The 25,304-nt window shown below is 50.3% G+C and carries 20 protein-coding genes and 2 tRNA genes; 4 read left to right on the forward strand and 18 right to left on the reverse strand.

Annotated features, from left to right (window positions below; translation table 11 throughout):
• Positions 1-56: 56 nt before the first annotated feature.
• The 8 genes from ABEA14_RS16990 to ABEA14_RS17025 all read right to left on the reverse strand — a co-directional run bounded on the left by ABEA14_RS16990 (position 57) and on the right by ABEA14_RS17025 (position 8,800).
• Positions 57-1,961, reverse strand: coding sequence for a SurA N-terminal domain-containing protein (locus ABEA14_RS16990; RefSeq protein WP_345341636.1), 1,905 nt, complete (start codon positions 1,959-1,961; stop codon positions 57-59).
• A gap of 79 nt (positions 1,962-2,040) precedes the next feature.
• Positions 2,041-2,117, reverse strand: a tRNA-Asp gene (locus tag ABEA14_RS16995).
• Positions 2,118-2,186: 69 nt separating this feature from the next.
• A complete protein-coding gene (locus ABEA14_RS17000) occupies positions 2,187-2,459 on the reverse strand; it encodes an HU family DNA-binding protein (RefSeq protein WP_345341638.1) in 273 nt (90 codons plus the stop codon).
• Between the two features lie 182 nt (positions 2,460-2,641).
• On the reverse strand, positions 2,642-4,996 hold the full coding sequence (gene lon / locus ABEA14_RS17005; RefSeq protein ID WP_345341640.1) for an endopeptidase La: 2,355 nt from the start codon (positions 4,994-4,996) through the stop codon (positions 2,642-2,644).
• A 124-nt stretch (positions 4,997-5,120) separates the two neighbouring features.
• Positions 5,121-6,401, reverse strand: coding sequence for an ATP-dependent protease ATP-binding subunit ClpX (gene clpX / locus ABEA14_RS17010; RefSeq protein WP_345341642.1), 1,281 nt, complete (start codon positions 6,399-6,401; stop codon positions 5,121-5,123).
• 88 nt (positions 6,402-6,489) lie between these two features.
• Positions 6,490-7,092: an ATP-dependent Clp endopeptidase proteolytic subunit ClpP gene (clpP, locus tag ABEA14_RS17015; protein ID WP_377776254.1), complete on the reverse strand. Its 603-nt coding sequence runs from the start codon at positions 7,090-7,092 to the stop codon at positions 6,490-6,492.
• A 113-nt stretch (positions 7,093-7,205) separates the two neighbouring features.
• Positions 7,206-8,516, reverse strand: coding sequence for a trigger factor (gene tig, locus ABEA14_RS17020; RefSeq protein ID WP_345341646.1), 1,311 nt, complete (start codon positions 8,514-8,516; stop codon positions 7,206-7,208).
• 207 nt (positions 8,517-8,723) lie between these two features.
• Positions 8,724-8,800: transfer RNA gene (locus ABEA14_RS17025), tRNA-Arg, on the reverse strand.
• 164 nt (positions 8,801-8,964) lie between these two features.
• On the opposite strand from ABEA14_RS17025, the gene folD reads away from it, so the two are divergent.
• Positions 8,965-9,825, forward strand: a complete 861-nt coding sequence (gene folD / locus ABEA14_RS17030) for a bifunctional methylenetetrahydrofolate dehydrogenase/methenyltetrahydrofolate cyclohydrolase FolD (protein WP_345341648.1) — start codon at positions 8,965-8,967, stop codon at positions 9,823-9,825.
• Positions 9,826-9,889: 64 nt separating this feature from the next.
• Here folD and cysS read toward each other — a convergent pair whose 3' ends face one another.
• Positions 9,890-11,269 carry a cysteine--tRNA ligase gene (cysS, locus tag ABEA14_RS17035; protein WP_345341650.1) on the reverse strand — a complete coding sequence of 460 codons (1,380 nt, stop codon included), beginning with the start codon at positions 11,267-11,269 and terminating at the stop codon, positions 9,890-9,892.
• 164 nt (positions 11,270-11,433) lie between these two features.
• Here cysS and ABEA14_RS17040 point away from each other — a divergent pair, with 164 nt between their 5' ends.
• Together ABEA14_RS17040 and lpxH are read left to right on the forward strand one after the other, a co-directional pair.
• On the forward strand, positions 11,434-11,925 hold the full coding sequence (locus ABEA14_RS17040; RefSeq protein WP_345341652.1) for a peptidylprolyl isomerase: 492 nt from the start codon (positions 11,434-11,436) through the stop codon (positions 11,923-11,925).
• 6 nt (positions 11,926-11,931) lie between these two features.
• The gene (gene lpxH / locus ABEA14_RS17045; RefSeq protein WP_345341654.1) at positions 11,932-12,675 is read left to right on the forward strand and encodes a UDP-2,3-diacylglucosamine diphosphatase; all 744 of its coding nucleotides are present in this window, start codon (positions 11,932-11,934) and stop codon (positions 12,673-12,675) included.
• Positions 12,676-12,705: 30 nt separating this feature from the next.
• Here lpxH and miaE read toward each other — a convergent pair whose 3' ends face one another.
• Complete coding sequence (gene miaE, locus ABEA14_RS17050) at positions 12,706-13,485, reverse strand: tRNA isopentenyl-2-thiomethyl-A-37 hydroxylase MiaE (protein WP_345341656.1); 780 nt, start codon at positions 13,483-13,485, stop codon at positions 12,706-12,708.
• A gap of 276 nt (positions 13,486-13,761) precedes the next feature.
• On the opposite strand from miaE, the gene ABEA14_RS17055 reads away from it, so the two are divergent.
• Complete coding sequence (locus ABEA14_RS17055) at positions 13,762-14,361, forward strand: Yip1 family protein (RefSeq protein ID WP_345341658.1); 600 nt, start codon at positions 13,762-13,764, stop codon at positions 14,359-14,361.
• A gap of 69 nt (positions 14,362-14,430) precedes the next feature.
• On the opposite strand, the gene purF is transcribed toward ABEA14_RS17055, so the two are convergent.
• The 8 genes from purF to ABEA14_RS17095 form a co-directional block, all read right to left on the reverse strand.
• On the reverse strand, positions 14,431-15,954 hold the full coding sequence (gene purF, locus ABEA14_RS17060) for an amidophosphoribosyltransferase (protein WP_345341660.1): 1,524 nt from the start codon (positions 15,952-15,954) through the stop codon (positions 14,431-14,433).
• A gap of 18 nt (positions 15,955-15,972) precedes the next feature.
• Positions 15,973-16,476, reverse strand: coding sequence for a CvpA family protein (locus tag ABEA14_RS17065; protein WP_345341662.1), 504 nt, complete (start codon positions 16,474-16,476; stop codon positions 15,973-15,975).
• Between the two features lie 67 nt (positions 16,477-16,543).
• On the reverse strand, positions 16,544-17,155 hold the full coding sequence (locus ABEA14_RS17070; RefSeq protein ID WP_345341664.1) for an SPOR domain-containing protein: 612 nt from the start codon (positions 17,153-17,155) through the stop codon (positions 16,544-16,546).
• Between the two features lie 4 nt (positions 17,156-17,159).
• The gene (gene folC / locus ABEA14_RS17075) at positions 17,160-18,425 is read right to left on the reverse strand and encodes a bifunctional tetrahydrofolate synthase/dihydrofolate synthase (RefSeq protein WP_345341666.1); all 1,266 of its coding nucleotides are present in this window, start codon (positions 18,423-18,425) and stop codon (positions 17,160-17,162) included.
• 33 nt (positions 18,426-18,458) lie between these two features.
• Positions 18,459-19,334: an acetyl-CoA carboxylase, carboxyltransferase subunit beta gene (accD, locus tag ABEA14_RS17080; RefSeq protein ID WP_345341668.1), complete on the reverse strand. Its 876-nt coding sequence runs from the start codon at positions 19,332-19,334 to the stop codon at positions 18,459-18,461.
• A 183-nt stretch (positions 19,335-19,517) separates the two neighbouring features.
• Positions 19,518-20,300, reverse strand: coding sequence for a tRNA pseudouridine(38-40) synthase TruA (gene truA / locus ABEA14_RS17085; RefSeq protein WP_345341670.1), 783 nt, complete (start codon positions 20,298-20,300; stop codon positions 19,518-19,520).
• Positions 20,301-20,367: 67 nt separating this feature from the next.
• A complete protein-coding gene (locus ABEA14_RS17090; RefSeq protein WP_345341672.1) occupies positions 20,368-23,799 on the reverse strand; it encodes a FimV/HubP family polar landmark protein in 3,432 nt (1,143 codons plus the stop codon).
• Positions 23,800-24,080: 281 nt separating this feature from the next.
• Positions 24,081-25,211 (reverse strand): 4-phosphoerythronate dehydrogenase, encoded by a 1,131-nt coding sequence (locus ABEA14_RS17095; RefSeq protein WP_345341674.1) that lies wholly within the window; start codon positions 25,209-25,211, stop codon positions 24,081-24,083.
• Positions 25,212-25,304 lie beyond the last annotated feature (93 nt).

The following is a 25,304-nucleotide window of genomic DNA, read 5'->3' on the forward strand; positions in this document are numbered from 1 at the left end:
AAATTTAGGGCAAAAAAAAAGAGAGGCGAAAGCCTCTCTTTTTTTTCTAAAGCCTACTATTGAACGTCATCACTCTGGTTAGCCGCTGCTGCCGGGTACTTAACCTCAGCACGCTCTCTAAGCATGGCGATAACGGGCTGGTAAGCCTGCTCAATCACCTGAGGCGCCAGCTGTGCATTCAATGCCTCAAGCTGAGACGCTTGAGGCTCTGCAGCAGGGTTAACCTTAACCAGCTCGACCACTGCATACTTGCCACCTGGAATGCGCGCTTGCTCAGCACTAACACGTTCAACAGATGGGGCAAGGCTGAAGGCAACATCACGTACACCCGGTGCAACTTCGTTACCGAAGCGTGTAATCGCCAGCTTTTCTTCGAAAGCCAGGCCATTGCTAGTGAGCACTTCTGTCAGCTCTTCACCAGCTTCGAGTTTAGCCACCAGTTCAGCACTCAATGCTTCTGCTTTCTCATTAGCCAGTCGCTGCTTAACCTGCGTTTCCAGCTGAGACTTAACATCTTCCAGTGTAAGTTGTGATGAAGGCTTATGCTCCTTCAGGCGAACAATAAACACTTGTTCAGCACCTACTTCAACTGGATCACTGTTCAGGCCTTCGATTAACACTGTATCGCCGAAAGCTGCAGTCAACAGGTCAGGGTTATTGAAAGGCGCTGGAGCAGCATTCTGACTGAAAAGCTCTGTTGACTTAACTTCAACACCCGCTGCATCAGCTGCATCGACCAGAGTGTCTGGAATCTCAAATGCCATGTTGGTCATAGCACTTTGCAATTCAACGAACTCTTCTTCGGCTTTCTGCTTTTTAATCTGCTGCGCAATGGCGTCTTTGACATCATCCAAAGGCTGTTTTTGGCCTTTCTCTAGTGCCAGTAGCTTGATCAGGTGGATGCCGTTTGATGTCTCAACGGGTGCGGAAACATCACCCACATTTGCCAGCTCGTAGGCTGCATCATCAAACTCTTCACCATAAGTTCCACGCTCAAACCAATCCAGCTCACCACCATTTTCACCACTGAAGGTGTCGATAGAGTTAGTCTTGGCAAGTTCGGCAAAATCGGCACCCGCAGTCAGCTCAGACAACAGCTGTGCAGCTTTTTCACTTTCGCCTGCTGGCAGCAGAATATGTGCGACCTTACGTCTCTCTGACAGCTGATAGAGTGCGCCATTCTCTTCGTAATAAGCCAGCACTTCGTCGTCAGACGCAACTTTATCCTTTGCCAACTCAGCGACATTCAGCTCGACATATTCCAGAGCTACCTGCTCTGGATTAACGAAGCGGTCAGCCTGCTGGACATAGGTCTCTTGCAGAAGCTCTTCTGTCACCTCGACGCTATCCAGGAAACTGGCTGAGTCGACGGTAAGCAAACGAATATCGCGAGTTTCATTATCCAGTGCGTAGCGTGTTTTCAACTCTGCATCGGTAACAAAATCGGTACCGATAAGTGCCTGAAGCAACTGGCGACGAGTCATTTCGCGGCGCAGATACTCACGGAACTGAGAAGTAGACATGTTCTGGCGACGAACCACACTCAGGTACACATCATTTGAAAACTGACCATTCACCTGGAATTCAGGCATGCTGGTGATAGCATCTTTAATTGCTTCATCACTGACACGCAATCCAAGCTCATGTGCGGTCTGGTCTGTCAGCACTTCGTCAACCAAGCGGTCAAGTACGCTGCTGCGAAAACGCTGCATATAGGCACTGTCGCTTGCCAGTTGACCAAACAGTTGGCCGAACTGACGCTCCATACGCGCACGTTCGTTTTGGTATGCGGCCTCAAATGCCTGAGGGCTAATCTCTTCGCCGTTCACAACAGCAGCGGGCTGAATGTTGCTACCGCCGATATAACTACCTACACCGGCCAGGGCGAATGACAAAATAATCAGGCCCAGAACAATCTTGGCGGCGGTGCCGTGAACTCCTTCACGGATCGTATCAAGCATTTTCTCGTCTCTCGTTAGCGCTAAAACAAAAATTCAAAATAAAAGGCGCATCTGATGTTAGATGCGCCTTTCGATAATTTGGCGGAGTGGACGGGACTCGAACCCGCGACCCCCGGCGTGACAGGCCGGTATTCTAACCAACTGAACTACCACTCCTTGACTGCAGGCGAACACCCGCAGTGATTTTAACGCGCAAAACCGATTAAGCCGCCTTAGCGGCTTAAATTAGTTTACAGCGTCTTTCAGAGCCTTACCGGCTTTGAATGCTGGCACTTTGGCAGCAGCAATATCGATAGTTGCACCCGTTTGTGGGTTGCGACCAGTGCGAGCAGCACGCTCACGTACAACAAAAGAACCGAAACCAACCAGAGCAACCTGGTCGCCTTCTTTCAGTGCAGCAGAAATAGCGTCAACAAAGCTATCCAGCGCACGGCCAGCAGACGCCTTAGAAATGTCTGCTCCTTCAGCAATTTTATCAATAAGTTGAGACTTATTCACGGTGTCATCCCCTTTCTTATTTTAATCATCTGCCACGGTTTGTTTAGGTATGTACACCGTAGCTGCGACGTTTTATATCAGGCTTGAAATCGTCACGCAAGGCGCGAAGCCTTGTTTTATGCGGGATTCAGCGAGATCCGCGGGCTCGATCACCGAACCCGTATTATTTTCGTTACCAAGATCTAATTCTTGGCAATCGCAAAACCTTCTGCAGGCTCCTGCAACGCCAGTTCAAGTACATCTTCAATCCAGCGAACCGCATGGATCTCCATGTCCTGTTTTACGTTTTCAGGGATCTCTTCGAGGTCTCTTTCGTTTTCATGAGGGATCACAACACGTTTAATACCGCCCCGGTGTGCTGCAAGTAATTTCTCTTTCAGACCACCAATGGGAAGTACTTCACCACGAAGCGTGATCTCACCGGTCATGGCAACGTCAGCTCGCACAGGATTACCCGTGAGCGCAGAAACCAATGCCGTGGTCATTGCGATACCGGCACTCGGACCATCTTTAGGTGTTGCACCTTCAGGAACGTGGACGTGAATATCACGTTTCTCGTGAAAGTCCTGATTGATTCGCCACTTGTCGGCACGGCTGCGAACAACAGTCATCGCCGCTTGAATCGACTCCTGCATCACCTCGCCCAGCGAGCCGGTGAAAGACAACTTACCTTTGCCCGGTACAGACATAGCTTCAACAGTTAGCAGATCGCCGCCGACTTCGGTCCAGGCCAAACCGTTCACAAGGCCGATACGGTTGCTCTCTTCGGCTTTACCAAAGTCAAAACGCTGGACACCCAGGAACTCTTTCAGGTTGTCCTGAGAAATCTTAATAGGTGCTTTCTTTTCACCCAGCAGCAGTTGCTTAACGGCCTTCCGGCATAACTTTGAAATCTCTCGCTCAAGATTACGCACGCCAGCTTCACGAGTGTAGTAACGAATAATGCCGATAATTGCACTGTCTTCGATCTCTACTTCGCTCGCTTTCAGACCGTTGCGGCTAATCTGCTTATTCAGCAGGTGATTACGCGCAATGTTGAGCTTCTCGTCCTCGGTGTAACCCGCTAGGCGGATCACTTCCATACGGTCGAGCAATGGGCCAGGAATGTTCATCGAGTTTGAGGTCGCCACAAACATCACATCGGAAAGGTCATAATCCACTTCCAGATAATGGTCGTTGAAGCTATTGTTCTGCTCAGGATCAAGCACCTCCAGCAGTGCTGAGGCTGGATCACCGCGCATATCGCTGCCCATTTTGTCAATCTCATCGAGCAGGAACAGTGGGTTCTTCACGCCGACTTTGCTCATTTTCTGCAGCAACTTACCCGGCATTGAACCGATATAAGTACGGCGGTGACCACGGATCTCAGCTTCATCACGAACGCCACCTAATGCCATACGCGTATACTTACGCCCCGTCGCCTTCGCAATAGATTGTCCCAGTGACGTTTTACCAACGCCCGGCGGTCCAACTAAGCAAAGGATTGGCCCCTTGAGCTTGCGCACACGGTTCTGTACGGCGAGATACTCGAGAATACGCTCTTTGACTTTTTCCAGGCCAAAGTGGTCTTTATCCAAGGTCTCTTGAGCGCCAGAGAGGTTCTTTTTAACCTTGCTGCGTTTGTGCCAAGGCAGACCTACCATCCAGTCAATATAGCCACGAACAACCGTTGCCTCTGCTGACATTGGCGACATCATGCGCAGCTTCTGAAGCTCGGCTTCTGTCTTCTCTTTGGCCTCTTCAGGCATTTTCGCCTCTTCGATACGCTGCTTGAGCATCTCGAATTCATCAGGTCCCTCTTCCAGCTCACCCAGTTCTTTCTGAATCGCTTTCATCTGCTCGTTCAGATAGTACTCGCGCTGGCTTTTTTCCATCTGCTTCTTAACACGGCCACGGATCCGTTTTTCAACCTGCAGCAGATCAACTTCAGACTCCATCATCGCCATCAAAAACTCGATGCGGTCACTGACGCTGATGACTTCCAGCACACGCTGTTTGTCTTCGAGCTTCAATGGCATATGCGCCGCCATGGTGTCGGCCAGGCGTGTAGGTTCTTCAATGCCCTGCAGTGATGTGAGAACTTCAGGTGGGATCTTTTTATTCAGCTTGATGTAACTTTCAAACTGAGAGATCGCTGAACGAACCAACACATCCAGCTCACGCTCTTCCATCTCAACTTGCGTCGCCAGGTACTGAACCTGTGCTTCGAAGTAATCTTCAGAGCCGGTGAACTGTTCGATACGAGCGCGCTGACTACCTTCAACCAGCACTTTGACTGTGCCATCTGGGAGCTTAAGCAGCTGCAGAATGGTCGCCACTGTACCGACGTCATAAACATCGTCAGTACCCGGTTCTTCGACAGACGCGTCTTTCTGTGCGACCAGGAAAATCTGCTTGTCATTTTCCATCGCCGCTTCAAGGCATTGGATAGATTTTTCTCTTCCGACAAACAGGGGGATCACCATGTGCGGATACACAACAACGTCGCGCAGTGGCAATACGGGGATCTCAATGCGTTCTAAACGCTCTTCGGCCATGTAGGGTGCTCCGTGGGAGGACTGACATATATCACCAGTATATGGGGGCACAAATTACTGATTCAATCGACAAATACGCAAAAAGGGGCCGAAGCCCCTTTGCATGTTCATTATCTGACCGATTCTAGTCGCCAGAAGCGACTTGTGGCTCGTTTCCACGATAAATCAGGATAGGATCTGACTCACCGGTCACTACGGTTTCATCAACCACAACTTTGGAAACGTTATCCATTGATGGAAGATCATACATGGTATCTAGAAGGATCTGCTCAACAATAGAGCGCAAACCACGAGCACCGGTTTTACGTTCCATGGCACGACGAGCAATCGCTCGCAACGCATCATCACGGAATTCAAGGTCAACCTCTTCCAACCGGAACAATGCACCATATTGCTTGGTTAACGCATTCTTCGGCTCTTGCAGGATCTCAACCAATGCGTCTTCGTCCAGCTCGTCCAAGGTCGCTACCACAGGTAGACGGCCGATGAACTCTGGGATAAGACCGTATTTAACCAGATCCTCAGGCTCTACCTGGCGGAACATGTCGCTGATAGACGCATCTGCGTCCACCGAACGTACTTTGGCACCAAAACCGATACCAGTACCGATGTTAACCCGCTGCTCGACCACTTTATCCAAGCCAGCAAATGCACCACCACAGATAAACAGGATCTTGGAGGTATCAACCTGCAGAAACTCCTGCTGTGGATGTTTACGTCCACCTTGAGGAGGAACTGAAGCAACAGTACCTTCAATTAGCTTCAATAGCGCCTGCTGAACACCCTCACCACTCACGTCACGTGTAATGCTCGGGTTGTCAGACTTACGTGAAATCTTATCGATCTCATCGATGTAAACAATGCCGCGCTGCGCTTTATCCGTATCGTAGTCGCACTTCTGTAGCAACTTCTGAATGATATTTTCGACGTCTTCACCCACATAACCGGCTTCGGTTAACGTAGTGGCATCAGCCATAGTAAATGGCACATCGAGGAAGCGAGCCAGGGTCTCAGCCAACAGTGTTTTACCACTACCAGTGGGACCAATAAGCAGGATATTACTCTTGCCTAACTCAACATCATCGCTAACGTCAGCATTTCTCAAACGCTTGTAATGGTTGTATACCGCAACCGATAACACTTTCTTGGCGTGTTCCTGCCCAATCACATAATTTTCCAGGTGTTCCCGGATCTCATGCGGTGTCGGCAATCTGGAGCCGTCACGCTTGCTAGGCAGATCTTTAATCTCTTCACGAATAATATCGTTGCAGAGCTCTACGCACTCATCACAAATAAAAACCGATGGCCCTGCTATCAGTTTGCGCACTTCATGCTGGCTCTTGCCGCAAAAAGAGCAGTACAACAATTTGTTGTCGCTATCCCCGCCCTTTCGGTGATCAGTCATGCACAATCCTCACTATTTCTCTGTCGTTCGCCCAGTTCACTTTTTGGGGCATATACAGCCAGTATAAGCCGAACTTGGGAAAACGTTATCACACATCCAGTCTACTTGTCAGAACATCATCTACCAAGCCGTATTCTTTGGCCTCTGCCGCGCTCATGAAATTATCGCGATCAGTGTCCTGAGAAACCTTCTCTAAAGGCTGGCCGGTGTGCTCTGCCATCAAGCGATTCATCTTCTCTTTAATAGACAGGATCTCTTTGGCATGAATTTCAAAATCCGATGCCTGGCCCTGGAATCCGCCCAGCGGCTGGTGGATCATTACCCGACTGTTGGGCAAGCAGTAACGTTTGCCTTTAGCACCACCAGACAACAGAAATGCCCCCATACTCGCAGCCTGGCCAATACAAACAGTACTCACATCAGGCTTGATGAAGTTCATCGTATCGTAGATCGCCATACCCGCGGTGACAGATCCGCCCGGAGAGTTGATATAAAGGAATATATCTTTATCAGGGCTTTCAGACTCTAGGAACAACATTTGCGCAACGATCAGGTTTGCCATGTGGTCTTCCACTGGCCCAACCATAAAGATCACGCGCTCCTTGAGCAGTCGAGAATAGATGTCATAAGCGCGCTCACCCTTGGCGGTCTGCTCTACGACCATGGGAACCAGTGAGGCTAGCGGATCCATTGCTGAAGGAATTTCGATATTAGACATGTGTTTCCTAGATATAAAAATGGCTCGAGTGAATTTAATCAGTCGAGCCATTATATGCGGCACAAAGCCGCTTAAGTCAACGCTGTTTAGGCGTTATTAGGAGCTGGGTTCATTACTTCGTCGAAGCTTTTAGCAACTTCAGTAACTTTTGCCTTTTCCAGAACGAACTCAATCGCTTGATCTTCCAGAGCCAGATTACGCATCTGCTGCATCATCTCTTCGTTGCCCTGGTAGTACTTGATGACTTCAGAAGGATCTTCGTAAGCAGTCGCCAGAGAGTTGATCTGGTCCATTACGCGATCTTCATCAGCTTTCAGTTCGTTGCCTTTGATCAGCTCGCCCAATACCAAGCCGATGCTTACACGACGCTCAGCTTGCTCTTGGAACAATTCAGCTGGCAGCTCAGGCATGTTCTGCTGTTGAGCACCACCGAAGCGCTGCAGCGCCTGCTGACGCAGTTGGTCAATCTCTTGCTCAACCAGTGCTTTAGGCAGGTCAACCTTGTTGCTTTCCAGCAGACCGTTGATCACTTGCTCTTTCACGCTGTTTTTCAGCGCTTGCTCCAGCTCGCGTTCCATATTCTTGGTAACTTCAGCTTTGAATGACTCAACAGTACCGTCACCTACACCGAACTTGGCAGCAAACTCTTCATTTACTTCTGGCAGTTCCTGACCTTCAATCTTGTTGATTGTGATCTTGAACTCAGCAGCTTTACCTTTCAGGTTTTCTGCGTGGTAATCTTCAGGGAAAGTTACGTTAGCAACCACTTCTTCGCCCGCTTTCTTACCTACAACAGCATCTTCGAAACCTGGGATCATGCGGCCTGCGCCGATAACCAGTTCAAAGTTTTCAGCTTTACCGCCGTCGAACTCTTCACCGTCTACTGTGCCAACGAAATCGATGAAGGTTTTGTCACCCTCTTCTGCGCCACGGTCAACTTCTGCGTAAGTTGCGTGTTGCTTACGCAGTGTTTCGATCATGTTAGCCAGATCTTCGTCAGTCACTTCAGCGCTTGGTTTTTCAACTTCAACAGCGTCCAGGCCAGTCACTTCAAACTCTGGGTAAACTTCAATCGTTGCAGTGAACTCCAGGTCAGCACCCGCTTCGTTCTTAACGATATCCAGGTCAGGACGACCTGCTGGAGCGATCTTTTCGGCCATGATGGCTTCGAAATAGTTACGCTGAGCAAGTTCACCGGCTACTTCGTAACGAACCGCGTCGCCATAGCGCTTACGGATCACTGATACAGGAACTTTACCTGGACGGAAGCCGTCAATACGCTGAGTCTTTGACAGGCGACGGAGACGATTCTCCACTTCTTTATCTACCTGCTCAGCAGGAACAGAAATGGTCAGGCGACGCTCCAGACCACTAGTAGTCTCAACAGACACTTGCATCTTGCTACCTCAATATCGAGAGTCTCTTACTCTCTTTGCTCTTACGGTTTCAGGGCAATGCTTTGCACAGGGCGGCATTGCAACCAATTGGAATTCGGTATTTTCAACACGCTGTGACACAACGAAATCAAGAGTTCTGCTGCGGCGTAGTGAAAAATGACGCGGCATTATAGCGGGGTTGTTTGACTTAGTCGAGCGAAGAAGAGATGGCGCGCCCGGCAGGATTCGAACCTGCGACCATCCGCTTAGAAGGCGGATGCTCTATCCAACTGAGCTACGGGCGCTTATTTAGTTTTCAGACAGAGAATCGATATTCCCCCCCTGAAAAGGCGGCGGAATAATAACGACATTAAAACATTGGGTCAATCGGCGTTTTCCTAGTTGGAAGCATAGGCACATTCTGAGACAATACGCGCCCTAAAGAATATGTCTAAGTGCAAGGGTATACATGGCAGCTCAGCTTATTGATGGCAAAGCGATTGCTAAGCAGGTAAAGGAATACGTCGCCGAACGTGTGAACGTGCGATTGGACCAGGGCAAACGTGCGCCGGGTCTGGCGGTTGTGATGGTGGGGGACGATCCCGCCTCTGCAGTTTATGTAGGTAGTAAACGTCGTTCTTGTGATGAAGTGGGCTTCGTTTCTGTTTCTCATGATTTGCCTGGCTCAACCACAGAAGCACAACTACTGACGCTGATCGATGAGCTGAATGAAGAATCTACGATTGATGGTATTTTGGTGCAGCTTCCTTTGCCTGAACACATCAACTCCGAAACCGTGCTGGAGCGTATTCGTCCTGACAAAGATGTCGATGGCTTTCACCCATACAATATTGGTCGCTTAGCCCAGCGCATCCCAGCACTTCGCCCATGTACACCTAAAGGTGTGATTACCCTGCTCGACTCAACAGGCATTAAATTCCATGGCAAGCATGCGGTGATTGTTGGTGCATCCAATATCGTCGGTCGCCCTATGATCCTTGAATTGCTTCTGGCGGGTTGCACCACCACCTGTTGCCACCGATTCACAGAAGACCTCGAAGCCGAGGTACGTCGCGCAGATATCCTGGTTGTTGCCGTGGGCAAGCCTGAATTCATTCCTGGTGACTGGGTGAAAGAAGGCGCTTACGTTATCGATGTAGGTATCAACCGCGTTGATGATGGCCGCTTGGTGGGTGACGTAGAGTTTGCGCCAGCCAAAGAAAAAGCCGCATTCATCACACCTGTACCCGGTGGTGTAGGCCCGATGACGGTTGCCAGCTTAATTGAGAATACGCTGGAAGCGTGCGAGCTATACCACGACAACGACTAACAAATCGTTTGATTAAAAAAGCCCGCATAAAGCGGGCTTTTTTGTTTTTGGCTTGCAGTGCTGGCTAGCCTTTACGCCATGTAGTCCCTTCGGGGCCATCTTCCAAAACAATCTTCATTGCATTAAGTTTGTCTCGGGCTTCATCCGCTGCAGCCCAATCTTTGGCTGCTCGGGCTTCATTGCGCTGCTTAATCAGCTGCTCAATCACTGCCACCTCTTCGTCGTCCTCTCCACCTTGGAAGAACTCCGCAGGGCTTTGCTGGAGAACACCCAGCACGCCACCCAGGGTGATCAACTCAGCAGCAAGCTTGGCGGCCTTTTCCGGTTGCTCTGTGCGGCACCGATTAAGCTCTTTCGCCAATTCAAACAGCACAGACAGCGCTTCTGGCACATTAAAGTCATCATCCATCGCCTGACGGAAGCGAGCAGTCGTCTCGGTAGACAGATCCAACTCAGTAGATGGCTCTACATCACGCAGCGCTGTGTATAGACGCTCTAGCCCTGCGCGAGCCTGAGTTAAATTGTCCTGAGAGTAGTTCAACTGACTTCGATAGTGTCCAGACAACAGAAAGAAACGGATAGTCTCTGCATCAAACTGCTCCAGTACATCACGGATCAGGAAAAAGTTACCCAAGCTTTTGGACATCTTCTCACTGTCCACCTGTACCATGCCGCTGTGCATCCAGGTGTTTACATATGGCGTATCAAAGGCGCAGCAGGACTGTGCGATCTCATTTTCATGATGTGGGAAGGTAAGATCTGAACCACCACAGTGGATATCGAAATGCTCACCGAGATGCTTCGCATTCATGGCTGAACACTCGATGTGCCAACCTGGACGTCCTTCGCCCCAAGGGGAAGACCAGCTTGGCTCACCCTGCTTAGCCATCTTCCAAAGTACAAAATCCAGTGGACTGCGTTTGCTCTGCTCTACTTCAACACGGGCGCCCGCTTGCAGCATCTCCAGATCCTGACCGCCTAGGCGGCCATATTCGTCAAAGCTACTGACTTCGAACATCACATCGCCATTATCAGCAACGTAAGCATGTTCTTTGTCCAACAGACGCTGCACCAATGCAATGATCTCGTCCATGTGTGTGGTCACACGTGGCTCGATATCCGGACGCAAAATGTTCAGCTTGTCGTAATCCTCATGCATACGCGCCACTGTGCGAGCGGTCAGCTCATCACAGGATTCGCCATTTTCCAGCGCCCGCTTGATGATCTTGTCGTCAACATCTGTGATATTACGAACGAAGTCGACGTCATAACCGGAAAAACGCAGGTAACGGACCACGACATCAAAACTCACCGCCGTTCTGGCATGACCAATGTGACAGTCATCATACGCAGTCACCCCACACAGATAGAGCCCGACTTTACCGGGTTTTATCGGTTGAAACGCCTTCTTTTCGCGGGTGAGAGTGTTGTAGATCTGCAGCATTGAAGCCTTCTTCCTTCGCTGGTGAATTAACAAGTGAAGGCGAATTCTAACATTGCGATGGGCATCACGCATCGGCCTTTTTTCACTCTATCTCCCTATCTCCCTTTCGAGCTGGCGTGGCTTCCGCTAGAATCCAGCCAACCAACCTACTGGAGAAGAACAACATGGTTATTTTGCATACCAATTTTGGTGACATAAAAATTGAGCTGAACGAAGAAAAAGCACCAAATACAGTGGCGAACTTCCTGGAGTACGTGAAGTCAGGCTTTTACGACAACACCATCTTCCACCGTGTTATCAATAACTTCATGATTCAGGGTGGCGGTTTTGAACCAGGCATGGAACAAAAGCCAACCAACAAGCCTATCAAGAACGAAGCCAACAACGGCCTGAGCAACAAAGTCGGCACGCTAGCCATGGCGCGTACCAACGATCCGCATTCAGCGACCTGTCAGTTCTTTATCAACGTTGCTAACAACACCTTCTTAGACTTCACCTCTGAATCTCCTTCAGGCTGGGGCTACTGCGTATTTGCAGAGGTCGTTGAAGGAATGGACGTGGTTGAAAAGATCAAAGAAGTGAGCACAGGTAATTACGCCGGTCACGGCGACGTACCACGTGAAGATGTCATCATTGAATCAGCTGAACTGGTCTAGGCCAGCGTGAGCACACTTTTTATCTCAGATCTTCATCTGAGCACAGAGCGGCCGGATATCACGGCCGCTTTCATCGAGTTCGTGGAAACCAAAGCGAAACAGGCCGACGCGCTTTACGTGCTTGGTGACCTGTTTGATGCCTGGTTTGGTGACGACTTCGAGGATGAATGTGTTGTTCAGGTAAAACAGGCATTTCGAAATCTGGTCGATAACGATGTGCCCGTTTATTTTATTCACGGCAACCGCGATTTCCTGATCAAGAAACGTTTTGCTCGGGAAAGTGGTGTCACCCTACTCCCTGAACACGCTGTGGTTGAACTGTATGGTCAACCGGTGCTGCTGATGCACGGCGATACGCTTTGCACGCGGGATCTCGATTACCAAAAGTTCCGGCGTAAAAGTCGCACCTGGTGGTGGCAGGGCTTTATGCTGTCTCTCCCCCAGCGACTGCGTAAAAAAATTGCTGATGACTACCGCGCCAAAAGCAAAGCGGCAACGGCGATGAAGAGAGCCGATATCATGGACGTCACCCCATCTGAGGTGGAAAAAGTGATGAATGACGCTGGCGTAAAACTTCTGATCCATGGTCACACCCACCGGCCCAACGTACATCAGGTAGAGTTAAGCCAAGGTCAGGGCCAACGTGTCGTGCTCGGAGATTGGTATACCCAATCTAGCTATCTGACGTTGGATAGCGATGGTTTTGATCTGCACTACGCTCCACTGCCCACCGCAGACGCAACTTCATAGTCAGGTTTTTACAACCTGACTAGCGCCGCCCTAGGCGGCCTTTTCAGGCACGCCTGAATGAAAACGAAATTGCGGATCAGGTGTCGAGATCAACGATGCTTCAACCCCGGCAAAGAATTTCACTCGTTCGTCTAACGCTTCTTGGCTATCTGACAATGCACCGGCCAGTTTTAGGTAATCTTGGTAGTGTCTGGCTTCTGAACGCAGCAGAGAAACGTAGAACTTTTCCAGCTCTTCATCAAGATAAGGCGACAACTTGGCAAATCGCTCGCAACTTCTCGCTTCAATGAACGCACCAATAATCAGCTTATCGATCGCTGCGGCAGGTTCATAAGTACGTACGTGGCTCATGAGTCCTTTGGCATAACGGGCAGCGGTTAACTGCTGGTAGCCTATATCACGGGATTCCATGATCTCCAGAACCTGTTCAAAATGATGCAGCTCCTCTTTAATCAGGCGCACCATTTTATCGATCAACTCCTTGGTTTCAGGCGCATCATTTTTAGGCAGGATCTCACCAGTTAATGCGTTTTTACGACTGCCTTTAACGGTCAGCGCCTGGCCGCGATAGACAAAATCCTCGTAAGGTTTAAGCCAGGACAACAACGTTGGACCACTCGCCTTGCTTATGCCATAGCGTCGAATTAACAAAGCTGCACTTTGAGCGGCCTTCAGTTCACAGTTGGCATGGTCAATCAACAGGGTAGAAAGGTGTTCAGGCTTTGTGGCTTCTTCAATCCATTGGTCTGGTGTTTCGCACTTCAGGAACTGATAAATGGGTGCCAACAACTCTCTATGTTCCGCGTTCATTCTGGTCACTCTTGCCATGGGGATATTGTACTTCTTCAAAGCACGCTATTGCGCCGCGTATGCTAACGCTATCAGCACAAAAATGCAGCTGGGAAACACGCTCTGTTTTAAATCACGTTATGCCGCTGACAGAGAGCTGGATCATAGAAAGCTGCCCCAAATTGGTGAGCAAACTTGCGGAAATGCCATCACTGGTCAATAAATGTTCATTAGGCGATGCAAAAACATAATAACGCACGCCATATATGTTATGGGGAAAAGCAAAAGGGCAACGATATGATATTGAACCACCTCTGGGGCATATACGCCCACCCTCGCGAAGAGTGGCGCGACATTGATGCCAAACATGAAGGCATGACCTACAGCCTCTCACACATTTTACTGACCGCCCTGATACCATCCATATGTAGCTACTATGCAGCGGCACACATTGGATGGAGTATAGGCACAGGCGATCCGATCATGCTCACTCAAGCGAGTGCACTGAAAATGTCTGTGGCTATGTACTTTGGCTTGATCGCCGGAGTATTCGGACTGGCATGGTTAACCCAATGGATGGCCAAAACATTTGGCGCAGATACGTCATTTACCCATGCACTTGAACTGGCGGCTTATACCGCAACACCTCTATTCATGGTTGGATTTGCAGCGCTGTTCCCAGTGCTGTGGTTTGTAATGCTGGTCGGTTTGGCCGGTGTTGCCTATAGCGTCTACCTGCTATACAGCGGCGTGCCGATCATGATGCATATCCCAGAAGAGCGCGGCTTTATCTACGCCAGCTCAGTAGTGACCTGCGGATTGGTGTTATTGGTTGCTTTGATGGCAGGCTCGGTGATCATGTGGAATCTAGGGTTTGGTCCCGAATATATGCATTAGATTTATCACACATGCAGATCAAAAAAGGCGCCTCAGGCGCCTTTTTTATTTCAGAGATAAACGACTGGCTTATGGATGCCCTTCGTTGTGCATCTCCATGTTAGAGCTGTTCTGGAAGAACTCTTCGTCTGCCTTGGCATCATCATTACGTAGCTTATCCAGATGCTCCAGATACTCCTGGGTAACATCGCCTGTCACGTAATGACCCGTAAACACCGAGGTCTCAAAGTTCTTGATGTCCGTATTGCCATCACGCACTGCAGCTTCCAGATCTTCCAAGTCCTGGAAGATAAGACCATCAGCACCAATGATGTCACAGATCTCGTCCAGCTCGCGGCCATGGCCAATCAACTCATTGGCTGATGGCATGTCGATACCATATACGTTAGGGAAGCGAATCTCTGGCGCAGCAGAAGCAAAGTAAACTTTCTTTGCACCGGCTTCACGTGCCATCTCGATAATCTGGTTAGATGTCGTTCCACGAACAATAGAGTCATCAACCAGAAGTACGTTCTTGCCTTTAAACTCGGTACCAATCGCGTTCAATTTGCGACGTACTGACTTCACTCGTTCCGTTTGGCCCGGCATGATAAAGGTACGACCGATATAACGGTTTTTCACAAAGCCCTGACGGTAAGGAAGATCCAAGTTGTTGGCGATCTCCAACGCAATATCACAAGAGGTTTCAGGGATAGGGATAACAACGTCGATATCCAAATCCGCCCACTCTTTGGCGATCTTCTTACCCAAACGCTGTCCCATACGCACTCGAGACGCATAAACAGAGATACCGTCAATTTTGCTGTCCGGGCGCGCAAAATAAACGTATTCGAAGATACAGGGACAGTTTTCAGGTTGCTCGGCACATTGTTGCGAGAACAGCTGGCCTTCATCAGTGATGTAGACAGCCTCACCCGGCGCAAGGTCGCGAACGAATTGGAAACCTACCGCATCCAGCGCAACGCTCTCAGAAGCAACCATGTACTCAAAGCTTCCGTCAGCAGCCTCACGCTTACCCAATACAATAGGACGGATACCATACTTGTCGCGAAACGCCACCATGCCCTGACCGATAATCATGGCAATGGCTGCGTAACCACCACGGCAGAGCTCATGAACCTTTGAGATAGCTGAGAAGACAGCGTCAGGCGTTAACTCCAAATCTCGTTTGATGCAAAGCTCGTGGGCCAGAATATTCAACAGGACTTCGGAATCTGAGGTCGTATTGATGTGACGGCGCGCGGTGTTAAACAGCATCTCTTTCAACTCATCGGCATTGGTCAAGTTACCGTTATGAGCCAGCGAGATACCGTAAGGACTGTTGACATAGAATGGCTGTGCTTCAGCTGAACTGGAGCTACCCGCAGTCGGATAACGAACATGACCCAGCCCAATATTGCCGCGCAAACGAAGCATGTGTTTAGATTCAAACACATCACGAACAAGTCCATTGGCTTTACGAAGACGAAAATTACCTTCGTAGATAGTCATGATGCCAGCCGCATCCTGACCGCGGTGCTGGAGCACTGTGAGCGCATCATAAATAGATTGGTTTACAGGCGTTTTAGCCACGATCCCAACAATGCCACACATAGCGAAATATACCTCGTTTTAAACTGCGCTAGCAGCCTGGTCGACTATCTCTTGCGTTTCGTCCAGGTGTTCAAAGAACCAGTCGATAATCACCTCAAAATGGGGGATAAGCTCGGAGGCTTGCCACCAGGGGCGATCGGCAAACTGGAAAAATTTTGTCATCAAGAAAATCATGGCACATATCACCAATCCCCCCCTGACAGCGCCAAAGCATATACCAAGCACCCGGTCGGTGCCTGACAAGCCGGTCTTCTGTACAAGCTGAGAGATAATGTAGTTGATAAGTGCACCGAGGATCAGCGTGCAGATAAACAGCAACAAGGCCGATACGCCGTCTCGGATTAATGCGTCTTCAATGCTATCAGCGAGAATAGCTGACAGGTCGCGATAGAAGGTACTGGAGATAAAAAAGGCGGCGATCCAGCTGACCAGCGACATTGCCTCTTTGACAAAACCGCGGACCAAACTGATTAGCGCGGAAAGCGCTATGACACCCAGTATGAGGAAGTCAATCCAAATCATCTACAACGCACCTATATCGGGACGGCGCGAATTCTAACAAAGCATTCACGATTTTCCTATCCTGAAACTACTGCTCTAATGGATTGTATGCGGTTAGTCGCCCTTTCAACCCCGTCAGCTTTGTCAGGGGGCTCAGTTTTGCTTCCAATGCTTGTTTATCAAGACTGGGGCCAACATAGACTCGGGTGATCATGCCGTCACGAGGTTTCTTGGGTCGGGTGTATACGGTGTAACCGCCCTGCTCCAGTTTGTTCACTAATCCCATTACGTTCTTGGCGTTTTTGAAGCCACCCAGTTGAATGGACCAGGCTTTATCTGCAAAACCTTCAGGCTCTGGCGCCGAAGGGACATCAATAACTTCAGGCTCTGGCTCAACCGCTACGGGTTGCTCACCTTCAGCAGGTTGGGTAACAACGGTTGCTTCACCGTCATCAATGTTGACCACCGGGGGCTGATTGGCAGCCAACAGTTCGGCAGCACCATCCTGTTGTTCGGGAAGCGCCATCGCTCGGTCCAATCCACTTTGATCTGTCTCTTCAAACTCTGGCTTAAGCGGGATCACCGCGAAATCGTCTTTTCTCGACTGCTTTTCACCATCCAACAGATCTGGCAAAACAATAATGCCCACAGCCAACAGGGCAACTGTGCCAACCAGTCGATTTGTCAATTGATTCGCCAAGAGTTCACTCCGCTTCGCCCATCATGTCGGCGACAGTGTAAAACGAGCCAAATACGATTACCACATCACCGGGTAGGGCTTGCTTCAAGGCGTGATCCGAGGCGGCTTTCACACTCTCAAATTGCTCACTTTCTGTGTTCAGCCCCGCCAACTCGGCTGATAACACGTCGGAAGTGGCGCCTCTCGGCACATCAAGCGTGGCGGTATACCAGTGGTCGACTACCGAAAGCAGTGGCTGCAGCGTGCCAGCGACATCTTTGTCCGCCAACATACCCACCACGGCATAAACGCGCCCCTGACCTTTAACATCAGTCAGCCGTTTTGCTAGATAACTGGATGCATGTGGGTTATGCCCTACGTCCAGGATCACCCGTGGTGATTCCTGGATGGTTTGGAAGCGGCCAGGTACCTGAGTATTGCGCAAAATCGCCTTGGTATCCTCAACGGAAGGAAGCAGACTCAGCGCTTTGAGAGCCGCAAGAGCAGTCGCAGCATTCGGCAGAGGAATATGAGGCAGCGGCAGTTCTGCATAGCGTTCTGAGGCTGGCTCAGCGTCATCGTGCCACGACCAACAGGCGGCCTGCTGCTGGTAGTTGAACTCCTTCCCCACTCGAACGGGCTTCGCACCTACTTTTTGTAACTGCTCAATCATGGTTGAGGGAATATCCGGCTCACCCACTACGGCAGGTTTATGGGCTCTGAAAATACCTGCTTTTTCAAATGCCACAGATTCTCGTGTATCGCCAAGGAAAGCCTGATGGTCAATACCAATGCTGGTAACCACGCTGACATCCGGCTCCACAACATTGGTTGCATCAAGCCTGCCGCCCAGCCCCACTTCAATCAACGCCACATCCAGATTGGCTTGTTTCATCAACCACAATGCTGCAAGGGTGCCGAACTCGAAATAAGTGAGCTGAATATCACCGCGGGCCTGCTCCACCGCAGCAAAGGCCTCACAATGGGCACTATCAGACAATTCATCGCCGTTGACTCTCACCCTTTCGTTATATCTGATTAGGTGCGGAGACGCGTAAACGCCAACACGCTTGTTCTGCACAAGGCAAGCGCTTTCAAGCATCGCAGCCGTGGAACCCTTGCCGTTGGTCCCACCAATCAGAACGACCTGTTTTGCGGGTTTCAACAAGTTTAATGTGTTGGCAATCGCGGCCACCCGCTCCAGCCCCATATCGATATCTGCGGGGTGAAGGCGCTCTAAATAACAAAGCCAGTCCGCAAGGGACTGGCTTTCAAAAGGTTTGTTACCCATTAACTCTTCCGGTATGGAACAGGGCACCAGACATTATTCGCTGGCTTCTGTTTCCGTCGTTGGACGATTGGTCAGTTTGGCCAGCACTCTGGCCAAGGTGTCGCGCATTTCACGACGGTCAACAATCATGTCGACAGCACCATGCTCTACCAAGAACTCGCTGCGCTGGAAACCTTCAGGCAGTTTTTCGCGCACGGTTTGTTCGATAACACGGGGACCTGCAAAACCAATAAGTGCCTTAGGCTCTGCGACATTCAAATCACCCAGCATCGCTAAACTGGCAGAAACACCACCCATGGTCGGGTCGGTCAATACTGAGATAAATGGCAGACCTTTTTCACTCATCTTGGCCAATGCTGCGCTGGTTTTAGCCATCTGCATCAGTGAGAACAGGGCTTCCTGCATACGCGCACCGCCACTGGCAGAGAAACAGATAAGCGGACGGTCTTCAGCTAGACAAGCTTCCACTGCTTTTACGAAGCGAGCACCTACCACGGACGCCATAGAGCCGCCCATGAAGGAGAACTCGAACGAAGCAGCAACAACAGGGATACCTTTCAGCTCACCTTTCATCGCAACCAAAGCATCATTTTCGCCGGTAGACTTCTGAGCTGCAGCGATCCTCTCTTTGTAACGCTTGGAGTCTTTAAACTTGAGCACATCTTTCGGCTCAAGTTCCGCACCCAACTCTTCGCGTTCACCCTGATCAAGAAACTGGTCCAATCTAGCGCGAGCATGAATGCGCATGTGATGGCCACATTTAGGGCAGACTTCCTGGTTGCGCTCTAATTCAGCACGGTACAGCACCTGTTCGCACGAAGTACATTTGGTCCAAATGCCTTCTGGAATATTGCGACGTTTGGTCGAACTGCTCTTACTTTTGGGAAGAATCTTCTCAATCCAGCTCATTGTTTCCCTCTGTGTGTCCGCTACTACTGCTGCTATGACAGTTTCAGCGTAACAAAATTCATTGCAAAACACCGGGTTCCGGCAAAACTGCCCAATTTAATCACATCCTCGCCCCTAAACATAAGGGAAAACTGGTCATACCCCGTTACGCAATTCAAATTTCCGTTAATTTTTTGCCAGGATTTACTCTAGGAACAGCGGTCCCATTGGCCTGGTGGGTAAAGTGTAGTCGTCCGGGTAGCTTACATCGACCAGATAAAGGCCATTTGGCTTAGCAGTGGCTCCAGCCTGGCATCTGTCTTTGAGATGAAGAACATGTTCCATCCAAGTCCATGGCTCTTCACCCTCCCCCACCACAATCAAACTACCGACAATATTTCTTACCATGTGATGCAGGAAAGCATTGGCTTTCACATCAACAAAAATATAGCTGCCGCGACGCTCCACCGTAATGTGGTGGAGATTACGCATTGGGGAGTTAGACTGGCAATGCACTGCACGAAATGAGGTAAAGTCGTTTTCACCCACCAGACACTGTGCCGCTTTGTGCATCAACTCAGCATCCAGCGGCAAATGATAGTGACTCACACCACGGCGCAGGATGCCGGGTCGAAGAGACTCGTTATAGATGATGTAACGATAGCGGCGGGCAAAAGCGGTGAAGCGGGCATGAAACTGATCACTTACCTCTTTACCCCAGACGACCGCAATATCATCAGGCAACTTAGAGTTAACGCCGAGCGTCCAGGCGCCCATATCCCGCACCGCATTGGTGTCAAAGTGCACCACCTGGCCAGTGGCATGAACACCTGCATCGGTCCGACCGGCGCAAACCAACTCGATCGGTTCATTGGCAATGCTGCTGATCGCCTCTTCCAGCACCTGCTGAATCCCCAACGAGTGCTTCTGTCGTTGCCAACCGTTGTAGTGCGAGCCATCGTATTCTATGCCTAATGCCAACCGCATAAATTTCAGTCACCCAAAAATGAAAAAGGCCAGCATTATACTGGCCTTTAAAAATTCCGCGAATCTATCAGTCGTTAAGACGGGAGAGCAACAATTGTGCCTCCACTTTCTGATCGTCGGATCCGTTATCTATCACTTCCTTCAGGATAGCGGTCGCACCTTCCGGGTCATCGATCTCAATGTACGCTCTGGCTAAATCCAATTTCGCGGTAAAACCATTGTCGTCGTCGACATCAACATCCTTCGCCTCTGGCACAATGTCAGCGAATCCCTTAAGCGCTTTAGCAACGCCGCCTGAATGATAAGGTTCACTCCCAGCTTGAGGCGCCTCGGCTTCTGGTGTATCCATCAGACTGTCAATATCGATGAACTCCTCTTTGGCCTCTTCCGCTGGGGCTTCAGCCGGAACTTCACCAGCCTCAGCTGATGGGGCGTCATCGGCGAGAGCCAGTCCCAGGTCCTCTTCTAGTGAGGGCTCCGCAGACTCGTCTTCTTGGATATCCGGCTCAGCGACGGATTCAAGCTCACCTTCTGGAGCCACTTCATCAGCGAGGCTTAACTCATCTTCAAGTGACAGTTCTGGTTCAGCCTGAGGCGTGTCAGTGACTTCGTCTTCCAGCGCTAACGTCAAACCTTCTGTGTCATCAACTTTATCGGCCTCGGCCAATAAAGCGTCTAGGTCATCCTGGTCCTCTACTGCTGGCGCGCTCTCTTCGCCTTCCAGACTCAACTCGTCACCAGCAAGTGAAAGCTCGTCTCCCCCAAGCTCTGTAGGCTGCGCCTCCAGATCGTCGAGGGACAGCGCTTCATCAGTCAGCGTTTCATCATCGACAAGATCGTCATCACTGACCAAAGCTTCCAGTGGTTCTTCGTCGAGTGACAGATCAACGCTATCGACACCTAACTCATCATCCCCCTCCAAAGACAGAGTCTCGTCAAGACTAAGCTCTTCTGCTTCAGCAGAGGCTGTGCCATCGTCCTCCGAGAGATCGTCCAAGTCAGTTTCGATTACAGGCTCTGCAGCGTCTTCCAGTAACGCATCAAGATCTTCAACCTCAGGCAAAGAATCTTCTAGATCTAATGCATCCTCAGTCTCGACCGTTTCGAGTGTGTCTGCACTCTCTGGTGCTCCTGCAGCCTCTGCCAGCAATGCATCTAGGTCATCCAACTCAGCAGGTGATTCATCTTCTGCCAGCTCCATTGAGAGCTCAGGCGCTTCAGCTTCAAGCTCAAGAGATTCACCTTCCGCTTGCTCTAGCAACGCGTCCAGGTCATCAATATCAGCCACGTCAGAAACATCTTCGCCAGCTTCTTCAGCTAACTCAGGCGCTTCACCTTCAAGCTCAAGGGACTCACCTTCCGCCTGCTCCAGCAACGCGTCCAGGTCATCCACATCCACAATGTCAGAAACATCTTCGCCAGCTTCTTCAGCTAACTCAGGCGCTTCACCTTCAAGCTCAAGGGACTCACCTTCCGCCTCCTCCAGCAACGCGTCCAAATCATCCACATCGGTTGCTTCGGCAAGTGTTTCGCTGCTTTCATTTTGCGCTTCGGTTACCTGTTCTGCCTGTGCCTCAGCCAGTAGGGCATCCAAATCGTCAACATCAGCAATCTCTGACTCAGGCTCCGCTAGCTCCTCCGTAGGTTTTTCGGGAGTTTCCGGTTCAGCTTCGCCCTGAGCTTCAGCAAGCAAAGCATCTAAATCATCAACATCTACCGTTTCTGACGCTGGTTCCTCAACTTCAGGCTCCGCCGCTACGTCAGTCTCATCCAGAGCTTCAGTCCCGTCCTGAGCTTCAGCCAGGAGCGCATCAATATCATCTACGCTATCGCTTTCCGCTGGCTCCCCTTCGAGTTCAACCTCTTCAGTGGGGGCCTCATCGGCTTCAGCGGTTTCACCTGCTTCTGCAAGTAACGCGTCGATGTCGTCAGCATCCAACATGCCGCCAGAGGTTTCTTCTGCCGGCTCATCCACAGCCAACGCAGCAACGTCATCAATCTCAGTATCTACAACATCAAGGGCTTCCTCTGATGTTGTTTCGTCTTGCTCCGATTCAGTAGAGATGGCCTGAGCCGAAGCATCAGCTTTTCCCTCGCCTTCCTGATCAAAATCAGCAAGCAAACTATCAATGTCATCCAGGCCTAGTTCATCTTCATCAATAACAGGCTCTGGCTCTTTCGCCTCATCGTCAGAAAGCTCGATAACATCTTCAAGCCCTTCCTCAAGCATGTCGTGGCTTTCATCACCGAACAGCTCTTCAGCCTCAGCTTCGCCCAAATCAGCTAACAAATCGTCATCGGCGTCATCGTCTTCAACCAACAGGGCCTGCTCGACATCTTCGCCTAGATCCAATACGGGCTCGTCGGTCTCAGCCAAGGCAACTTCTTCCTCGTCAAGAGGTTCAGGGGCTCCCATGTCAGCGGCTGCGACACCTGCTGCGGCACTAGCCGCAGCTGCACCAGCCATTGCCGTGGTGGTTGCCCCCTCTTCAGCTTCTGCGCCTTTCTTGTCGGTCTTGTTCTTACGGAACAACCAGAATGCCAGCAAACAGATCAATAAAATGGTGGGTACAGTGGTCAGAATCGCGAGCAAACCCTGACGCTGCATCAACCATTGGTCCCAGCTTTGATCAGCGACTTGTTGCTGATGCTGCTGGCTAAGCTCACCAACTTTACGCTGCGCTTCCAGCAAGTCTGCCAACTTCTTCTGCAAAGCGGCTTCTTTACCTACCTGCTCTTTGAGCAAAGCCAGCTCTTTGTTGGCATTTTCCAATTGCAGACGCAGACGTTCGTTCTCTGCGCGCAGTGTCGTCAGCGCGTCTTGAGATTGGCTCAGCTCTGAGGAGAGTGCACCAGTGCGCAAATCCTCGACCTGCTCCATCTTTTCAACTTGCGCCTCTAACGCCAGTTTTTCCTCTTTCAGACGCTCTCTTTCAGCGGCTTCTGCAGCGCGCTGCTCTTCCAGCTCTGCGAGTTCCGCTTCAACTTTTTCCTGCTTGGCCTGCTGCTGTTTCTTCTGTGGACCGCGCTGCGCCCATTCGTTAAACCGCTGCTGCGCTTCAGCGGCATCCAACTGAAGAATCTGATCCATGGGAGGCACCATCAAGGTACTGCCATTGCGCAGTTTATGCAGATCGCCATCTTCAAATGCGGAGGGGTTGGCATCAAAAATTGCCATCATGGTTTGATAGATGGACACACTGCTGTCAGGGCGCATCTTGGTGGCAATCGACCACATAGTGTCTGCCGGTACCACGGGACCAAAATAGCGAACCTCATAGGCATCTGGCTGATCAGGCGCTTTTTCGCCACCCTGTCCTTTAATCTCAACCTGAGCATAAAGGTCTTCAGATGCAGCGATAGGCTCTGGAGCCACGCCTAACTGGATAACGTCGTGATTTGGCCCATCGGCGGTGGTTGTCGCGTTACTAAGCGACACATAAGAGAATGCTGATCCCATTACTAGGGTTGTCAGCAGCACCCGCGGTATAAATTTCATACAACAATCCTGATCAGATAACCGGCCCATATAGGGTGTCGGCACATCTCCCTGTTAACTTAAGGTAAACCCCAGGTAACAAAATGGAGAGAGCCTGACTATAAGATAGTGTTTAGCCATTATCGATCAACGGCCAACACAATTAATGTGGGGATCGTCAAGCATTTAGCGCTGAATTGCGTTGTTATTCGCCGTTTTCTGAAAAGGAAGTGACGCGAGAAGTGATTGGGTTGATAAATCAGGGGCTCATCAGAAATAAACCCCTGCGACTAATTTTGCTTTTAAGGACGAGAAAAACCCAGTTGATAAAGAGGTTCCAGCTGACTTGCCGATACCGAAGGCTCGCCAAGAATTCTCGCCGAAGAAAACTCACGCCGTTCTGGATAATAGCGTCGTAACCAATCAAACCCATTGCCACTAACGGCATGCTGACGAAACAGCTTATCGTCACGACGAACATCGTAAACAGCATGAACTAATCGGTGAATGATTTCAGGCGTTGGTGGTTGCCCCAAATGGAAAGCTGAGATATCCGGCTGTGGCAGAAAGTCATCAAGATGCTGGCTTGGACGACGCCCAACATGCTCAGCAAAAGCTTGGTAAATCATTGAGGTACCACGAGCCTTCCCTTCCAGAGAATAACCCGCAATGTGGGCTGTAGCTATCTCTACCTGGGGAACCAAAGTGGGCAGCACATGGGGCTCGTTTTCCCACACATCCAACACGGTCGGCATAGGCTTACCAGCAGAAAGCAACTGATCAAGCGCGTCGTTATCGATCACCTCTCCACGGCTCGCATTTATCACGATAGTGCCGTCGGCCAAATTATCGAGAAAGGCCTTATCGGCCATGTGATAAGTCGGGTGTTTACCGTCTGAGGTGAGCGGCACGTGAAATGTCAGAATGTCTGCCTTAGCAACCTCTGCCAATGACACATATTCACGGAACGCATCGGCTGGCGCTTTGAATGGGTCACAAAGCAGGTAGTTGATGCCCAAAGCCTCGCACTTGTCGATAACCCGCGTACCGATATTGCCCACACCGATAATACCCACGGTTTTGTCGCGCAAATTGAAACCATGTCGCTGGGCAAGTACAAACAGGGAGCTGATAACATAATCCGCCACCCCCATCGCGTTGCAGCCCGGCGCATTTACAAAACTGATATCGCGAGACATCAATAGTGACTTATCGACATGATCGGTGCCAATCGTTGCCGAGCCAACAAAAGAGAGTCTGTCTGCGTGCTCCAATAATGCATCGTTCACTTTGGTAACTGAGCGGATCATCAGGCCATCGACGCCTTTCATCTGGGCTGGGGTCAAATCTCTACCTGAGACAGCCTCCACTTCTCCAAATTCGCTAAATAGCTGGCGTGCATAAGGCATATTCTCATCAACCAGGATCCGCATTATTGTCTTGTCTCCACAAAAAATCTGTCGTCTCGTTTATCGCAGACTAGTCTACCGTCGAGGTTACGGCTAACTCAATTTAGCGTAAGAAAT

This window comes from Corallincola platygyrae, from assembly GCF_039544265.1.
GTDB lineage: Bacteria > Pseudomonadota > Gammaproteobacteria > Enterobacterales > Neiellaceae > Corallincola > Corallincola platygyrae.

Coding starts and splice junctions, on each gene's coding strand:
- clpP (WP_377776254.1), bottom strand. CDS start 7,092: ATGGATCCGCTAGCCTCACTGGTTCCCATGGTCGTAGAGCAGACCGCC.
- cysS (WP_345341650.1), bottom strand. CDS start 11,269: ATGCTGCAGATCTACAACACTCTCACCCGCGAAAAGAAGGCGTTTCAA.
- lon (WP_345341640.1), bottom strand. CDS start 4,996: ATGGCCGAAGAGCGTTTAGAACGCATTGAGATCCCCGTATTGCCACTG.
- purF (WP_345341660.1), bottom strand. CDS start 15,954: ATGTGTGGCATTGTTGGGATCGTGGCTAAAACGCCTGTAAACCAATCT.
- tig (WP_345341646.1), bottom strand. CDS start 8,516: ATGCAAGTGTCTGTTGAGACTACTAGTGGTCTGGAGCGTCGCCTGACC.
- folD (WP_345341648.1), top strand. CDS start 8,965: ATGGCAGCTCAGCTTATTGATGGCAAAGCGATTGCTAAGCAGGTAAAG.
- ABEA14_RS17090 (WP_345341672.1), bottom strand. CDS start 23,799: ATGAAATTTATACCGCGGGTGCTGCTGACAACCCTAGTAATGGGATCA.
- ABEA14_RS17065 (WP_345341662.1), bottom strand. CDS start 16,476: ATGATTTGGATTGACTTCCTCATACTGGGTGTCATAGCGCTTTCCGCG.
- ABEA14_RS17095 (WP_345341674.1), bottom strand. CDS start 25,211: ATGCGGATCCTGGTTGATGAGAATATGCCTTATGCACGCCAGCTATTT.
- truA (WP_345341670.1), bottom strand. CDS start 20,300: ATGCGGTTGGCATTAGGCATAGAATACGATGGCTCGCACTACAACGGT.
- folC (WP_345341666.1), bottom strand. CDS start 18,425: ATGGGTAACAAACCTTTTGAAAGCCAGTCCCTTGCGGACTGGCTTTGT.
- miaE (WP_345341656.1), bottom strand. CDS start 13,485: ATGAACGCGGAACATAGAGAGTTGTTGGCACCCATTTATCAGTTCCTG.
- ABEA14_RS17040 (WP_345341652.1), top strand. CDS start 11,434: ATGGTTATTTTGCATACCAATTTTGGTGACATAAAAATTGAGCTGAAC.
- accD (WP_345341668.1), bottom strand. CDS start 19,334: ATGAGCTGGATTGAGAAGATTCTTCCCAAAAGTAAGAGCAGTTCGACC.
- ABEA14_RS16990 (WP_345341636.1), bottom strand. CDS start 1,961: ATGCTTGATACGATCCGTGAAGGAGTTCACGGCACCGCCGCCAAGATT.
- ABEA14_RS17055 (WP_345341658.1), top strand. CDS start 13,762: ATGATATTGAACCACCTCTGGGGCATATACGCCCACCCTCGCGAAGAG.
- clpX (WP_345341642.1), bottom strand. CDS start 6,401: ATGACTGATCACCGAAAGGGCGGGGATAGCGACAACAAATTGTTGTAC.